16 protein-coding genes are annotated in these 14,390 nt (G+C 65.1%); 8 read left to right on the top strand and 8 right to left on the bottom strand.

Translation table 11 applies throughout. From position 1 onward, the window contains the following. Positions 1-5 precede the first annotated feature (5 nt). The 4 genes from pstB to pstS are packed head-to-tail and all read right to left on the bottom strand — an operon-like array spanning position 6 to position 3,803. Positions 6-830, bottom strand: coding sequence for a phosphate ABC transporter ATP-binding protein PstB (pstB, locus tag THSYN_RS31090; RefSeq protein WP_100922936.1), 825 nt, complete (start codon positions 828-830; stop codon positions 6-8). A gap of 31 nt (positions 831-861) precedes the next feature. After that, positions 862-1,764, bottom strand: a complete 903-nt coding sequence (gene pstA / locus THSYN_RS31085; protein WP_100922935.1) for a phosphate ABC transporter permease PstA — start codon at positions 1,762-1,764, stop codon at positions 862-864. Further along, entirely contained in the window at positions 1,764-2,735 is a 972-nt protein-coding gene (pstC, locus tag THSYN_RS31080) for a phosphate ABC transporter permease subunit PstC (protein ID WP_100922934.1), read from the bottom strand. The genes pstA and pstC overlap by 1 nt, the downstream gene beginning before the upstream one ends. 9 nt (positions 2,736-2,744) lie before the next feature. Then, entirely contained in the window at positions 2,745-3,803 is a 1,059-nt protein-coding gene (pstS, locus tag THSYN_RS31075) for a phosphate ABC transporter substrate-binding protein PstS (RefSeq protein WP_100922933.1), read from the bottom strand. Positions 3,804-4,224: 421 nt separating this feature from the next. Here pstS and THSYN_RS31070 point away from each other — a divergent pair, with 421 nt between their 5' ends. From THSYN_RS31070 to THSYN_RS31055, 4 genes are all read left to right on the top strand, one after another. Then, a complete protein-coding gene (locus tag THSYN_RS31070) occupies positions 4,225-4,497 on the top strand; it encodes a hypothetical protein (RefSeq protein WP_100922932.1) in 273 nt (90 codons plus the stop codon). An 81-nt stretch (positions 4,498-4,578) separates the two neighbouring features. Continuing rightward, on the top strand, positions 4,579-4,938 hold the full coding sequence (locus THSYN_RS31065; protein WP_100922931.1) for a type II toxin-antitoxin system RelE/ParE family toxin: 360 nt from the start codon (positions 4,579-4,581) through the stop codon (positions 4,936-4,938). After that, complete coding sequence (locus tag THSYN_RS31060) at positions 4,931-5,227, top strand: XRE family transcriptional regulator (protein ID WP_100922930.1); 297 nt, start codon at positions 4,931-4,933, stop codon at positions 5,225-5,227. Before THSYN_RS31065 ends, THSYN_RS31060 begins: the two co-directional genes overlap by 8 nt. A gap of 48 nt (positions 5,228-5,275) precedes the next feature. Beyond that, complete coding sequence (locus THSYN_RS31055) at positions 5,276-6,028, top strand: hypothetical protein (protein WP_100922929.1); 753 nt, start codon at positions 5,276-5,278, stop codon at positions 6,026-6,028. 118 nt (positions 6,029-6,146) lie between these two features. On the opposite strand, the gene THSYN_RS37080 is transcribed toward THSYN_RS31055, so the two are convergent. Next, positions 6,147-6,419 carry a DUF4351 domain-containing protein gene (locus tag THSYN_RS37080; RefSeq protein WP_335582527.1) on the bottom strand — a complete coding sequence of 91 codons (273 nt, stop codon included), beginning with the start codon at positions 6,417-6,419 and terminating at the stop codon, positions 6,147-6,149. Further along, positions 6,404-7,012 (bottom strand): DUF2887 domain-containing protein, encoded by a 609-nt coding sequence (locus THSYN_RS31050; protein ID WP_335582526.1) that lies wholly within the window; start codon positions 7,010-7,012, stop codon positions 6,404-6,406. Before THSYN_RS31050 ends, THSYN_RS37080 begins: the two co-directional genes overlap by 16 nt. A 526-nt stretch (positions 7,013-7,538) precedes the next feature. Here THSYN_RS31050 and phoU point away from each other — a divergent pair. The 4 genes from phoU to THSYN_RS31030 all read left to right on the top strand — a co-directional run bounded on the left by phoU (position 7,539) and on the right by THSYN_RS31030 (position 11,444). Next, positions 7,539-8,207, top strand: coding sequence for a phosphate signaling complex protein PhoU (gene phoU, locus THSYN_RS31045; RefSeq protein WP_236849019.1), 669 nt, complete (start codon positions 7,539-7,541; stop codon positions 8,205-8,207). A gap of 8 nt (positions 8,208-8,215) precedes the next feature. Further along, positions 8,216-9,691: an esterase-like activity of phytase family protein gene (locus tag THSYN_RS31040; protein WP_100922928.1), complete on the top strand. Its 1,476-nt coding sequence runs from the start codon at positions 8,216-8,218 to the stop codon at positions 9,689-9,691. Positions 9,692-10,358: 667 nt separating this feature from the next. Continuing rightward, positions 10,359-10,823, top strand: coding sequence for a hypothetical protein (locus THSYN_RS31035; protein ID WP_216644826.1), 465 nt, complete (start codon positions 10,359-10,361; stop codon positions 10,821-10,823). A gap of 120 nt (positions 10,824-10,943) precedes the next feature. Next, positions 10,944-11,444, top strand: a complete 501-nt coding sequence (locus tag THSYN_RS31030; protein WP_100922927.1) for a GNAT family N-acetyltransferase — start codon at positions 10,944-10,946, stop codon at positions 11,442-11,444. A gap of 96 nt (positions 11,445-11,540) precedes the next feature. Here THSYN_RS31030 and THSYN_RS31025 read toward each other — a convergent pair whose 3' ends face one another. Both THSYN_RS31025 and THSYN_RS31020 read right to left on the bottom strand, forming a co-directional pair. Further along, complete coding sequence (locus THSYN_RS31025; RefSeq protein ID WP_100922926.1) at positions 11,541-11,768, bottom strand: DUF2283 domain-containing protein; 228 nt, start codon at positions 11,766-11,768, stop codon at positions 11,541-11,543. 178 nt (positions 11,769-11,946) lie between these two features. Next, positions 11,947-14,376 carry an alpha/beta fold hydrolase gene (locus THSYN_RS31020; protein ID WP_100922925.1) on the bottom strand — a complete coding sequence of 810 codons (2,430 nt, stop codon included), beginning with the start codon at positions 14,374-14,376 and terminating at the stop codon, positions 11,947-11,949. Positions 14,377-14,390 lie beyond the last annotated feature (14 nt).

The following is a 14,390-nucleotide window of genomic DNA, read 5'->3' as shown; positions in this document are numbered from 1 at the left end:
CCGGATCAACTGAACTCACCGGAGATGTATTCCTTGGTGAGCTGCTCCCTGGGGCTCTGGAAGACCTGCCCGGTGGGGCCCATCTCGACCAGATAGCCGGTGCGCCCGCCCTTGGAGATGTCCACCGAGAAGAAGGCGGTGGTGTCGGCGACCCGGGTCGCCTGCTGCATGTTGTGGGTCACGAGCGCCAGGGTATAGCGCTCCTTGAGCTCCAGCATCAATTCCTCCACCTGGCGGGTGGCGATGGGGTCGAGCGCCGAACAGGGCTCGTCCATCAGGAGCACGTCGGGTTCGGTGGCGATGGCCCGCGCGATGCACAGGCGCTGCTGCTGGCCGCCGGAGAGCGAGAGCCCGCTGTTCTTGAGCTTGTCCTTGACCTCCTTCCAGAGGGCGGCCCGCTCCAGGGCCTTCTGCACGCGCTCATCCATATCGCCCTTGTAGCGGTTGAGCCGCAGGCCGAAGGCGACATTGTCATAGACGCTCATCGAGAAGGGGTTGGGCTGCTGGAAGACCATGCCGATATAGCGGCGCACCAGCACCGGGTCTACCTTCGTCGCATAGACGTCCTGGCCGTGGTACAACACGCTGCCCTCGAAGCGGAAGACCGAGATCAGGTCGTTCATCCGGTTGAGACTGCGCAGCACCGTCGACTTGCCGCAGCCCGAGGGGCCGATGAAGCCGGTGATCTTCTTCTTCTCGATCGGCACCACGCTGTCGCGCACCGCGAGGAAGTCACCGTAGAAGATCTTGGCGACGTTGCACTCGATGACGACCTCGCCCGCGACCTGGTATGGCTCGGCAATGAACATCGTCTCTGCTGCTGCGTTCATGGATCGTTTACCTTGCGAAATTCAATTGAAATCAGACCTTGGGCTGGCCGATCAGGCGCGCCAGGATGTTGAATCCCAGCACCATCAGTACCAGCACCAGCGACGCCGTCCAGGCGAGTTCGATCTGATTCGGGAACGGCATCCCGGAGAAGTTGTAGATGAGGATCGACAGCGACGCGGTCGGCTCCGACAACTGCGAGATGAAATAATTGCTGAAGAGCGCGGTGAACAAGAGCGGTGCGGACTCCCCCGCGGCCCCGGCCACCGCCAGCAGGACACCCGTCAGGATGCCCGGCAGCCCGGTGGGCAGCACCACCTTCCAGATCACCTGGGTGCGGGTGCAGCCCATGCCGTAGGCGGCGTCCTTCATGCGCTGGGGCACCTGGGCCATGGCCTCCTCGGCGGCCAGGACCACGGTGCGCAGCATCAAGACGGAGAGCGCGATGCCGCCCGCCCAGGCGGAGTAGCCCCAGTGGATGACCAACACCGCGTAGACGAAGACGCCCGCCATGATGGACGGGACCCCGGTCAGTACCTTGGCCAGAAAGCGCGAGGTGTTGGCGGTCCAACTGCGCGGCTCCAGCACGCCGTTGTAGATGGCGGCCAGGATGCCGATGGGGATGCTGATGAGCGAGGCGACGCCCACCATCGCCAGGGTCCCGACGATCGCGGGCCCGATGCCGCCGCCCTGCTCGAAACCGGCGGGGGGCAGTCCGGTCAGGACCTCCACGAACCCGGACCCGAACAGCCGCGCCCCGCCCTGCACCATCAGCATATAGATGACCGAGATCAGCGGCACCGCGGCAAGCACCGCGGCGAGCCAGGTGAGTCCGGTGAGGATGCCGCTCTTCAGCGCCCGCGCCTCCAGGCCCTGTCGGCTCAATTGGGGAAGCGGGCGCTCGGCGGTGTCCGCCGATAGGTCGATGGTGCTCATCACTTGCCCTCGAACTTACGGATGGTGTATTGCTGGACCAGTTGACCCAGCACATTGACCAGGAAGGTGATGGCCAGCAGGACCAGGGCGGCATACATCAGGGCCTGCACCTCGAGCTGTCCGGCCTCCGGGAAGGTCGAGGCCAGCAGCGACGCCAGGGTATTGGCCGGCGAGAAGAGCGACAGGCTGATCTGATTGGCGTTGCCGATCAGCATGGCGAGCGCCATGGTCTCCCCCAGGGCGCGGCCGAAGCCCAGGACCAGGGCCGCCAGGATGCCGGACGAGGCGGTCGGCACCATGACCTTGAGGATCGCCTCCCAGCGGGTGGTCCCCATGCCGTAGGCGGCCTCCTTGACCTTGTAGGGGATGCGGTGGAAGGCGTCCACCGTGATCGCGGCGACCGTCGGCAGGATCATGATCGCCAGCACCAGGGCGGCCGGGGCCATGCCCGGACCGGCCAAGTCGGTGCTGAAGAGCGGGAACCAGCCCAATTGGTCGTGCAGCCACTCGGCGCCGGGCTTGAGCAGCGGGATCAGGACATAGATGCCCCAGAGGCCGAAGACCACCGAGGGGATCGCCGCCAGCATCTCGATCACGGTGCGAAAGACCAGCGCGAGGCGGTGATGGATGAAGTCCTGGGTCAGGAAGATGGCGATAGCGATGCCGAAGAGCCCACCCAGGGCCAGGGCCAGCAGGGAGGAGTAGAGGGTGCCCCAGATCTCGGGCAGCACCCCGAAGGCGCCCTTGTTGACGTTCCACTCGGTGCCGGTAATGAAGTCGAGCCCATAGGCGTAGACGGCGGGGGCCGCCTGGCGCCCGACCTCCCACAGGATGAAGGCCGTCAGGGCGATGACCATAAAGGCGCTGGCCCAGGCGATCCCGCGGAAGATGCGGTCGTTGGCGTATTCCAGCGCGCTGGGCGGACCTGAGATCGGGCTTACGGCGTCCGCCGCTTCAAACATATTGGCCATGGTCGCGTACTACTTGATGAAGGCGGATGCGGACAGGACCTTCTCCACCACATTCGCGGGCAGCGGGATATAGCCCATGGAGTCGGCGATCTTCTGGCCCTCGGTGGCGCCGTACTTCACCATCTGGCGCAGGGCATCGGCCTTGGCGTCGTCCTGGTCCTTATAGAACAGCATCCAGGTGAAGGTGGCGATGGGATAGGACTGGTCCCCGGCCGGGTCCCAGACCCAGGCGATCAGGTCGGGCACGTCGCTCCCCGGCAGGGTGCCCTGCGGAAATTCGGCGGCGGCCAGGGCCGCGGCACCGCCCGCGGGTCCGGCGGCGATGAACTTACCGGACTGGTTCTCCAGTTCCGCGATCTGCTTCCAGCCGGTCAGCTTGGCGTAGCCGTACTCGACATAACCGATGGCGCCCTCGTTCTGCTGGACCTGCGCGGTTACCCCGTCGTTCTTGGGGGCGGCGACGAACTTGCCGGTGTTCGGCCACTGGGGGGACTTGCTGTGGCCCACGGTGGTCTTGAAGCTGTCGCTGATGGCGGCCAGGTGCCCGGTGAAGACGTAGGAGGTGCCGGAGGAGTCGGAGCGGGTCACGACGGTGATGAGTTTGTCGGGCAGGGCGACGCCCGGGTTGGCGGCGGCGATCAGCGGGTCGTTCCACTTGGTGATCTTGCCGCTGAAGATGCCGGCATAGGCCTCGCGCGACAGCTTCAGATCCTTCACGCCTTTGAGGTTATAGATCAGCACGATCTCGCCGGCGGTCATGGGCAGCAGCACCACGCCCTGCTTGACCTTGGCCTGCTCCTCGGGACTCATGGCGGCGTCGGAGGCGGCGAAGTCGACGGTCCCGTTGATCAGGTCCTGGATACCGGCGCCGCTGCCCTTGGACTGGTAGTCGATCCGCACGCCCTTGGTGGCGGCGCTGAAGTCCTTGAACCACTTTGAATAAATCGGGAAGGGGAAGCTCGCGCCGGAGCCGTTGAGCTTGACCTCGGCGCTGGCCTGGGCGGAGACGGCGAACAGGGCGGCGAAGCCGGCGGCGAGCGCGGTCTTCAGAAAGGGCGATTTGCGCATTACTATTCCTCAAGCTGTGGATCGTCCGGGGGCCGACAGACCCGTTGGGCGCCAGTATCGCGGACCGAACGGGTGCTTTGATGAATATTTCGTGACGGTTGTGTGACGGTCCGCGCGCGGGAGAAACCGCTCCGTGGCGGTGTATAGTCTCGCCCCGGACGCGGGACGGGGTGCCGACAAGACAGTCCCGGCGCCCCGCGCCCGTGGTCCCAACCCAATGCCCTAAAGTAAAGCGCCGACGGCGGGGCTTCTCGTTCCCACGCTCCCGCGTGGGAATGCCATGCGGGCGCTCCGCGTCCGGTCTTGGCACTGGACGCGCAGCGCCCGCACTTGCCCCTACGCGGGAGCGTGGGAGCCAGAAGGGCTTAACTTGACGGCATTGGGCCTCCACCCACCCACCACTCAACGAGAACCGAACGACATGGCTTACGAATCCGTGATTGACGGTCAGATTTACGTCTTTGAGGCGGACTACGGCGAAGAGCTGGAAACCGCCCGGATCATCGTGCGCAGCGCCGCCGGCGGCCCGGAGGGCCTCTTCTTCGTGCAGCGCGACGGCGCCCTGGAGGCCGCCGACGATCTGCCCGGCTTCGGCCCCAACCCGGTTGCCGCGGACGGCCTCTGGCCCCTGCCGCCCGCGCAGGCGATCGAGGACGCGCAGCGGATGGCCGAGCAGAAGGGCTTGGACGACTGACGCCTGGAGTCCAAGGCTTCAGCCTTTTTGTTGTTCGGAGTGTACCTTTCATGATACGTTGTACTACATGAGGTACATTCCATGATGGACGATCAAAAACGGGTCACGGTCGCGTTCTACCGCACGAACCTTGGGAGGGAGCCCGTCAGGGAGTGGCTAAAGGCGCTCGATCCTGCGGACCGCAAGATTGTCGGGGATGATCTGCAAACTCTGGAGTATGGCTGGCCGCTCGGAATGCCGCTGTGCCGGGCCATCCGCTCTCACAAGGGCCTCTGGGAAGTGCGCAGCAACTTGTCGTCGGGGCGGATCGCCCGCGTCCTGTTTTGCATGGTGGGAGGACGGATGGTCTTGCTCCATGCCTTCATCAAGAAGACGCAGAAGACCCCGGACCATGAACTGAACGTCGCTGCCAAACGTATGAAAGGTGAAAAAGATGATTGATGAAAAAAACATCGGTTCCAGCCTCGAAGACTTCCTCAAGGAGGAAAGCCGCCTTGAAGACGCGCACCAGGTCGCGGCCAAGCGGGTCTTAGCGTGGCAACTCCAGCAGGCAATGGAAAGTCAGCATCTCAATAAGGTGAAAATGGCCAAGCGGATGCAGACCAGCCGCTCGCAACTGGACCGCCTGCTTGACCCCGACAACGACAAGGTACAACTCGACACACTGAACCGGGCAGCGGCCATCGTCGGCAAGCGTCTCAAGATCGAGCTGATCGACAGCCCGCGTTGAGGCCAACGGACTCGCCCTGCATCCGTACCCATTCGGGAGCACGCATCCATGTTCCGCATCTTCTCGAAACTCGGCTGGCGGTGGTCGCTACCGCTGCTCCTGCTGGCACTGGCAGGGCTTTTCTACCTGCTCGCCGTCGCCATGAGCTGGTCCGACTACCTGTCCTTCAACACCTATTCCGAGGGCTGGCGCATGGGCACCCTGTCCAAGGTCAGCGTGCGCGGCAATCCGCTGTTCAAATCGGTCGAAGGCGAGTTGCTGATGGGCAACGACAGCAGCGCCGCTTCCGTCAGCGACGGCGACCAGGTGCTGTTCACCAACCCCTGGGCCTTCTCCGCCCCGCGCTCCGACCTGCCCAAGATCCAGGCGTTCACCGGCCGCACCGTCGCCATCCATTATCGCCAGCTCTGGTTCCAAGTGACCCGCATCAACGGCGATACCGATTATCGGGTGGTCGAGGTCAAACGGGTCAACCCGGAGGCCGCCCCGCGCGGCTGCGGGGCCGCGGGGTCCGCCGGCGCCACCCGCTCGGACGGCGAACGCATCGGCTACATCACCAAGGTCAGCCACCGCGGCAACGTACTCAAGAGCGACGAGGTGATCGTGCAACTCGGCAACGCCGGCAATCAGTTCCAGGCCATGTCGATCCTCGAAGACCAGATCGCCGCGTGCGCCCTCGAGTTTCTCAAGAGCGGCCTGCGCGTGCGGGTGAACTACCGACAAAGCCTGATCCGCAACCCCGCCCGGCGCGACACGACCTACGACATCATCGGCATCTGGCCGGCGCCGAAGACGCCCTGAGGCTGGCCGACATCGGCAACCGCGCCGCATCGACCAAGCTGATTTGGGTCGGCTCGATCGTCGTAGGGTCCGCTGTGCGGACCGGCGATCTCTGCGTCAGCGCAGTGGGCGGGGTCTCTCAGTTTGGCCCGGTGGGTTCAGCACCGCCCTTGGGAGCGATCAGGGCCGCTAAGCTCTCGGCATCGAGCAGGCCGTCGATCCAGGCGTCCAACTGTGCGACGGAGGCCGCCGCGATGCGTTGCTCGGCCCAGCGCGGCAGTGGTCCGAAGCGGCGGGCGAGCAGGCGCTTGATGCCTTCGGCCTTACCTTCGATCTTGCCCTTGGCCTCCCCTTTGACAAAGATCGACTGGTAGGCTTGCGTTTCCTCCAAGGGTGTCAGGTGTTGCAGCATGGTCCAAATCTCCTCCGCGGTGTTGGTACGAAAACGCTCGAAGAGCCAAAATGCCAAGACCTGAGACAGGCTATTGCGGATGGGCTCCGGCAGCGGGGCGTCCTGAATGGTCCGCCACAGGCGCGGGGCAGCGCCCACAGGTCCTCGTCGCGCTTGAGCACCAGGGGTGCGAAAACGGCGACAAAAGGGTTGTCCGGCTCACGTTCCAGCCAGTCCGGCAGGAAGCGGTCGAGATAGACGGCCTTGAACGGGTGATCGGCGTTGCCGATACCGCGCGGCAGGCCCGGGTCATCGCGCTCGTCGAGAAAAATCAGAATCGCACGCACGTCGGCCAATGGGTGGGTCTCGCCATAGAGTCCCATTTTGGTCAGCAGGTTGTACCAGGCGTGCGCAACCGGCTGGGCCTGAAACTCGACCAGGTAGACGGGGCCGTCGTGCCCTACCGGCTCAAAGACCCCGTCGGCCCGGCGCTCCAGTGCCTTGAAGGTCAACGACCCGAAGGAGTATTCGCCGACCAGCGTCAGCCCCGCCGTGAGCACGCGAAAGGCCTCCGGTCCGGCGGAGAGGAATTCATAGGAACTTGTCCGGCTCAAGGATTTGCTGGAGCGTCGGATATCCGGCCAGCGCTAACCTCGGTGCGCAGGGATGGGATCAGTTCCGCATTCGTGTCATGCAACAATCCGCGAACTGACCTCTGCGGGCTAACGGCCATGGCAGGGACATCAGCCACCCCGGACGATGACAGTCCTCTTGTGGGAGCGGCTTGCAGCGGCGATCTGAGGCCGCGGTCAGCTGCGACACCCCGTCGCGGCTGAAGCCGCTCCCACAGCGTCGCCGCGCGCCTTTCACGGTAACCTGTAGGGGTGTGCCTACGGTAACCAAACCGTAAGACGATGCCGATAAGCTAAGGGCCCGGAAGGGTCGTCGGCCACCCCGGAACCTGATAATGCCCGGTGGGAGTGGCCTCGGCCGCGCTGCGGCGCGGCGCCGAACGCCGCCGCGCGTTCCCCACGCGGCCCGTCGCGGCTGAAGCCGCTCCCACCGCGCCGCTGCGCGACGTTCACGGTATAGCGAAGCGTCGGCCGCAGGTGGACGGCGCTTACCCCAGAGGTGCGCACCATGATCCAATCCCCCCTGTTGGTCGAGAAGAAACGCGAGGCGCTGACACAGGGGCTGCTTGCCCTCGGGGAGGAGGTCGCGACGGCCTTGGCGAAGTCGCTGGAGGCCCTGCGCACCCAGGACCTGGCCCTGGCCCGCGAGGTGGTCGATGGCGATGCCTCCATCAACCTCGCCCGCCGCATCCTGGAGCAGGAGGCCCTGCTGGCGCTGGCCGCGTACCAACCCGCCGGGTCGGACCTGCGCAGGATCGCCGCCTCGCTGGAACTGGTGGCGGAACTGGAGCGCATCGGCGATTACGCGGCCGATGTGGCCCGCATCCTGCTGCGTGAGGAGTGGGATCAACTGCCGGGGAACCTGACGGCCGGCATCGCCCAGATGGGCGATGCCGCCTTGGGCATGTTCCGGGACGCGCTGCGCGCCTTCACGCGCGAGGGCGGTGACGAGGCCCTGGCGCGGGCCGTGGCGGCCCGGGACGATCAGGTAGACGCCCTCCAGCGTGCGGCCATCGACGCCGTCGTCGACCTGATCCGGGACAACCCGGCCGTGGCCGCGCCGGCCCTGGCCCTGTCCTGGATCGCCCACTATTACGAGCGCGTCGCCGACCGCGCGACCAATATCGCCGAGCGCGTGGTCTATCTCGCGACCGGTGAAATCCCCGACTTGAACTGAGCCCCCCCATGAACAAGACCCTACTCTTGCCGACCCTGATGGCGTCGGCCTTGATCGCGCCCATGACGCACGCCTCGCCGGTATTGCTCGCCATCGGCACACTCACGCAGAGTGCCGCCGGGCCGGATGCGGACCTGTCCGGATTGACCGCACCGATGGAGAACGGGGTACGCGGGGACCTGCTGGGCGGTATCGGGTCCGGCCTCGCCTATGCGGGCGGCAACACCTTCATCGCCACCCCGGACCGCGGCCCCAACGCCACCGTCTATAACCCCCTGGTCGATAATACCAGCTCCTATATCGACCGGTTTCAGACCATCGGCATGGGCCTGGCGACGAACCCGAACTACGTGGCGGGTTCCAATCAACCCTATCTGCTGAACCCGACCTTGAATGCGACCACGCTGATGTGGAGCGCGACCGCGCTGAACTACGGGGACGGCTCCCTGGGGACCGGCTCGGGCTACACGCTGGGCAGCGGCGTGCCGTCGCAGAACTCGCCGGGTGTCAACTATTTCACCGGGCGCTCGGACAACTTCGTTGGCACCGGGTCCACCAACGCCGCCAATGCCCGCTTCGATCCCGAGGCGGTGCGCGTGTCGCGCGATGGCCGCAGCCTCTTCGTCTCGGATGAATACGGGCCCTACGTCTACCAATTCGACCGCGCCACCGGCGAGCGCATCCGCACCTTCGCGGTCCCGGGCAACCTGGCCGTCACCACTCTCGGCCCGACCACGGCCGCCGAGGACGACCCCAACAATAGCAGTGGGCGGGTCGCAAACAAGGGGATGGAGGGCCTGGCCATCACGCCCGACGGCAAGACACTGGTCGGTATCGTCCAGGCGGCGGCGCTTCAGGACAAGAACAAGTACCTGCGGATCGTGACCTTCGACATTGCGAGCGGGCAGGCGACCCATGAGTATGCGTATCAGTTGACTACCGGGTCCGGGGTGAGCGATCTGGTGGCCGTCAACGATCACGAATTCCTGGTCGATGAGCGTGACGGCAAGGGTCTCGGCGACGGGAGCGCGGCGGTCATCAAGCAGGTCTTCAAGATCGATATCACCGGGGCCACGGACGTGATGAATGAGCCGGTATTGTCCAACCTCACGATGGTGGGCAAGACCGCCGTCGCCAAGAGCGCCCTGCCGGTGGTGGACCTGGTGACACTGCTCAATGCCGCCGGGATCGCGAGCACCGACATCCCGGCCAAGATCGAGGGCCTGGCCTTTGGCCCCGATCTGGTGTTCGACGCCACCGACTATCACACCCTGTTCATCGCCAACGACAATGATTTTCTGCCGACCGAGGCCGGACCCAACCAGTTCTATGTCGTGGGCATCCCGTTCAGCGACCTGCCGGGCTACCAGGAGCAACTGGTCCCCGCGGCCCCGACCCTGTGGCTGATCGGTGCCGGCCTGCTGGGCCTGGGGCGCGGCGTTCGCGGCGGCCTGCGGCGGCGCGGCGGGAAGGGGCAAGCGTGACCCCGTAAGGATGCCCCGTCGCCGCGGCTGGTGATCCCGGCTTTAAGGCGCCACGGTTGGCCTCAAGTACGGATCGGGTCTCGATCATCGTTCCGGCCAGCGGCCATCTTCTGGAGTCCAGGGCTTCAGCCTTGGTCTGGTACATCCAAGGCTGAAGCCTTGGACTCCGGCCCGGGGCGGCCGGAACGATGCTCAAGGCCGCGATCTGTCACGCCCTTTCAGGGCTAAGATCATCTCTGCGGACAACCCAGGGCCTTGCCCAGGGCTGGTATATGTGACCCCGTTTGGGGTCAATCCTCCCGCCCGGACGCCTTGATCCCGCACGGGGGCGCCTCCCGTCGCCGCGACCCTCAAGCCCCGAAGGGGCGCGACATACCAGCCCAGGGCAACGCCCTGGATGGCCTGTTGTAAAGGAGCCCAGCCCTGAAAGGGCGTGACATCCCCAGACCGCGGGGCCTCGATCATAACTCCGGCCACCTCGTGGGGACATCCGTCGCGGCCTGGGGGCCGCTCCTACGGCGTCGGAGCGGCCCCCAGGCCGCGACGGGTTGCCGCAAGGGCGCGTGGCCGGAGTTATGATCAAGGCCACTGCACTGGCCGCAGAAGAAGATCAGGGGCTTGACTGAGAAACAGCGGATGAATCGGTCTGTCCCTGGTGTCGGTCAACATGGCTACTGACAGGTCATCGAGCATCATGCATGTGTTGAAAGCAGGAGCAGTGTACTTTGCGCTGGTGTTCGGCACGGGATTTGTGCTGGGCATTATCCGGACTCTTTGGGTTGTCCCGCTACTCGGGGTCAGAACTGCCGAACTCGTAGAGGCGCTTTTCATGCTCGTTGCCATTGTGCTCGCAGCGGGTTGGATCAGCCGTCGCGTTGGTACGGCAAGTGGAGAATCGAGTCGGGTGGCGGTCGGAATGATTGCGCTCGCGCTGCTGCTCGCGGCGGAAGTCACTATGGGCATTACCCTCCGTGGCTTGTCACCGGTCGAGGTTTTTACTAAACATGATCCGGTGTCCGGCACTGTCTATTATGCGCTGCTCGGCGTTTTCGCCGCGATGCCATGGCTTCTCTGGAAGGGTGGAAGCAGAGGGGGCACCACGGACAGTCCGAGGTTTCCGCTCCGGCACTGAACCTGGCCGATCCATTTGCTACAATGCGCGGCGCGCCTTCACTGCCGTCGCAGGACGCGGGCAGCGTGCGAGGCGCGCCAACTTCAGCCTTGTCGTTTGTCGCCCTCAGCGGAGATTTACGTGATAGTACGCCCAGAGACCAATCGCGATGTCGATGCCATCCGCGAGATCAACATCGTCGCCTTCCAGGATCACCCCTACAGTCGGCAGACAGAACATCTGATTGTGGAGGCATTACGGGCGGCCGAGGCCCTGGCGTTGTCGCTGGTCGCCGAGTGTGACGGCGAGGTCGTGGGCCATATCGCATTCTCAGCCGCGGCGATCGGCGACTCGTCGCCGGGCTGGTTTCTGCTCGGGCCGGTAGCAGTCCAGCCAGCCCGCCAAGGCGCGGGGATTGGACGCGCACTGGTCGAAGCCGGTCTCGCGGTACTGCGCTCGCGGGGCGCCCACGGGTGTGTTCTGGTCGGCGATCCGGCCTTCTATGGCCGTTTCGGATTCAGGCAGTATCCGGGCGTGGCCTGGCATGGCGTACCTGACGAAAACGTGGTCTGCCTATTGATGGCCGGTGAGATGCCCACCGGCGAGGTGGTGTATCATCCGGCATTTCTCGTAGAACCTTAGAACGGAATAGTGAGTGTGTCGTCGGTTACCGATACGGCCTGAGCCGTAGGGGTTTCAATTGGAACCGCCAAAATACTCAATTATCGAGGCGGCTTGTCAGGCCGCCTTTGTTTTCAATATGCTCTTGTCTAATTCAAGAGTGTAAGACAATATCGTATCGATGTTAAACCTCGTCGATGCCTTGAGTATCTCTATTCCAGTGATTTTTCCGTCTTCAGTCGTATCGAGATTGACTCCTTCAGCCATTTCGATTACTCCGTCCGGCTCCTGGTCACTAAGACCAAAATACAAAGCATCTACTTCATCGTCGTAGTGAACTTTCACTTTGTAACTCGCTTTTTCAGTGGGTAGGAGATGAAAGTCGTGCGTGGGAGCGGCCTCTGGCCGTGATGCGGGGCCGCGGTGACCAGCGAGGCCCCGTCGCGGCTGAAGCCGCTCCCACCGCGTCGCTGCGCGACTGTTGCGGTTACGCCGACGGGGCTCTTCGGGCCGCTCCTGCGGGCTATGCGACCTTGCGGACCTTGTTGGTCTTCGCGGACTGATCGGCCTGATCGGCCTGATCCGCCTGATCGGTTTGCTCAGGCGACGCGGGCCGGGCGGGCGGTTCGAGATGCCCGAGCGCCGCCGATCGGCCCAGTACCGCGGCGAGGCGCCCCATCAACACCAGGGTCTCGGGGCTCATCTCCTCGCGCGGGCCGGCGATTTCCCAGCACAGGGCGAGCGCGCGGCGCCGGTCCTCCTCGCCCGGGAGCAGTTTGGGCAGGGCGGCGATCGCCGCCTCCGGTTCGAAGCCGACGATCAGTGACTCGCGATGGATCAGCCGGGTCCGCGCCTTCGGCTTCATGCTCGCGAAGGGTTCGGTGGTCATCAGCATCTGGTTGGAGCGCTCCAACCGCGAGCGGCGTACCTCCCGGCGCGAGTGGGCCATGAGGATCAGCATGCGGATCACGCCCTCGGCGAATCCGCCCTGCTCGATCCGGTCCAGTGCATCCTGAACCTGCACCAGGGTGCGCAGGTCCTCCTGCGGCGCCTCGCTGATCCGTTGGGACAGGGGCTCGCCCAGGGCCGCCACCGGGGGCAGCGACCACAGCAGATGGAAGCTCAGCTCGATCATGGCGTTCTGCAGGTCCCGCACCTGGTCCCACCCCTGGGTCACCAGGTTGGCACCGAACTGCTCCAGTTGGCGGAAGGGGTTGTCCGCGGGCGCCGCCCGGCGCTGCCCGCGCACCTGCTCGGCCAGAGCTTCCACGTTCTTCATCAGCGGGTTGCGGTCGCTCAGGCCCGCGCGCTGCACGCGCATCGGGTTGGTCTTGGCGAGCAGGTCAGCGCTCGTCTGGGTGCTCATCGCCCGCACCACGGGACTCAAGGTCAGGTCGTAGAGCTGGGTCACCAGCTCCGAGTAGCGGGCCACGGCGGCGAAGGGGCGGTCGGAGTCGTCCCCGCCGCACCCGGCGATCAACTCCGGGATGGTGCGCTCCTGGAAGATGACGTGGTAGCGCCGGTCCAATCCCTCGCCGGTGGCGTCGGCGATGACCATCTCGTAGAGCCCGGGGGACAGGGCCTCGATCGCCTTCAGGGTGGAGACGATCTCCTGGTGCTCCTTCTTGGCGATGGTGGATGAGACGAAGATCCCCAGATGCCCGACGTTCTCGTGCAGGGTGTAGAGGATACGCTGACCGCGCGCCTTGATCTCATCGACATCCTGGTAGTGATCGGCAATCCAGCCCAGGGCCTGCTGGGGCGGGGTGATGTTGTCCCCGTGCGAGGCAAAGACAATGATCGGCGAATTGATATTGCGCAGGTCCACATGGGTGCGCGCATCGAGGTTGGCACAGCCGCGCGCCAGGCGGTTACCGACGAACAGGTTCTCGACGATCCAGCGGATCTCCTGCTCGGTCATGTAATAGAAGCTGCTCCACCAGCGCTCGAAGCCGACGAAACGCTCGACCTCCGTATCCACGTCGCGCCACAGGTCGTAATACTTGCTCCACCAGGTGTTGCCGGGGCTCAGGCGCTCGAAGTTGGATACCAGGTTGGAGCCGTCGAAGAGCCCGTTGCCCAGGTCGCTCATGAGCTTGATGGACATGGCACCGCCCACCAGGCCGCCCATATAGCGCATCGGGTTCTTGCCCTTCTGACCGGCCCAATACGACAGGGGCGCCCCGTTGGCGACGATGGGACCGGTGATGTCCGGGTTGGTGGCGGCCAGCAGCATGGCGGCCCAGCCGCCCTGGCAGTTGCCGATGACGATCGGCCGCGGCGCGTCCGGGTGACGGCGGCGCACCTCGCGCACGAAATCGGCCTCCGCGGCGGTCACGTCGGCGATGGTCTGGTCCGGCTGGGGGAGCCGGGTGAAGGTGACGAAATAGACCGGGTGGCCTTGATGGATGGCGACGCCGACCTCGCTCTCGTGCTTGAAGCCGCCGATCCCGGAGCCGTGGCCGGCGCGCGGGTCGATGATGATATAGGGGCGGCCGTTCTCGCGCACCAGCACACCCGCGGGGGCGCGGATGCGCACCAGCGAATAGTTGACCGGGCGCGCGAGTTTGGTCCCGTCGATCACCAGGTCATGGTCCCAGCTCAGGACCGTCTTGTCGGAGCCCTCCTCGTGCTCGTTGAAATAGTTGCCGCGCTGGCGCATGGCATCGGTGAAGAGGACGGCGCGCTGGGCCGCGTCGGTGAGATAGTCGCCCCACTGCTCGGCCAGTTGGGGCGTCAGCAGGGCCTGCACGACCCTGGTCCAGGCCTCCTGGTTGCGCTCCTCGTTGCCCTTGGCCGTCTGCGCCGCCCGCTCGCCGTGGGTCTGGGCGATGGCGGCCAGGTCCCGGGCATAGCGATCGTAGTCCTCGGCGTGCCCGTTGATGGACTGGCCGAGCCCGGCGCCGGTATCCGCAACCTTGGGCGGTTGCGAAGGATCGTTGGGGGTGAACATGGGGTTTCTCCGGG

Origin of the sequence: Candidatus Thiodictyon syntrophicum (assembly GCF_002813775.1) — a bacterium.
GTDB lineage: Bacteria > Pseudomonadota > Gammaproteobacteria > Chromatiales > Chromatiaceae > Thiodictyon > Thiodictyon syntrophicum.
Note: the sequence above shows the minus strand (reverse complement) of the source record. Positions and strands in the feature narration are given on the sequence as shown.

Coding starts and splice junctions, on each gene's coding strand:
- pstB (WP_100922936.1), bottom strand. CDS start 830: ATGAACGCAGCAGCAGAGACGATGTTCATTGCCGAGCCATACCAGGTC.
- pstA (WP_100922935.1), bottom strand. CDS start 1,764: ATGAGCACCATCGACCTATCGGCGGACACCGCCGAGCGCCCGCTTCCC.
- pstC (WP_100922934.1), bottom strand. CDS start 2,735: ATGGCCAATATGTTTGAAGCGGCGGACGCCGTAAGCCCGATCTCAGGT.
- pstS (WP_100922933.1), bottom strand. CDS start 3,803: ATGCGCAAATCGCCCTTTCTGAAGACCGCGCTCGCCGCCGGCTTCGCC.
- THSYN_RS31070 (WP_100922932.1), top strand. CDS start 4,225: ATGGCTTACGAATCCGTGATTGACGGTCAGATTTACGTCTTTGAGGCG.
- THSYN_RS31065 (WP_100922931.1), top strand. CDS start 4,579: ATGATGGACGATCAAAAACGGGTCACGGTCGCGTTCTACCGCACGAAC.
- THSYN_RS31060 (WP_100922930.1), top strand. CDS start 4,931: ATGATTGATGAAAAAAACATCGGTTCCAGCCTCGAAGACTTCCTCAAG.
- THSYN_RS31055 (WP_100922929.1), top strand. CDS start 5,276: ATGTTCCGCATCTTCTCGAAACTCGGCTGGCGGTGGTCGCTACCGCTG.
- THSYN_RS37080 (WP_335582527.1), bottom strand. CDS start 6,419: ATGCTGCAACACCTGACACCCTTGGAGGAAACGCAAGCCTACCAGTCG.
- phoU (WP_236849019.1), top strand. CDS start 7,539: ATGATCCAATCCCCCCTGTTGGTCGAGAAGAAACGCGAGGCGCTGACA.
- THSYN_RS31040 (WP_100922928.1), top strand. CDS start 8,216: ATGAACAAGACCCTACTCTTGCCGACCCTGATGGCGTCGGCCTTGATC.
- THSYN_RS31035 (WP_216644826.1), top strand. CDS start 10,359: ATGGCTACTGACAGGTCATCGAGCATCATGCATGTGTTGAAAGCAGGA.
- THSYN_RS31020 (WP_100922925.1), bottom strand. CDS start 14,376: ATGTTCACCCCCAACGATCCTTCGCAACCGCCCAAGGTTGCGGATACC.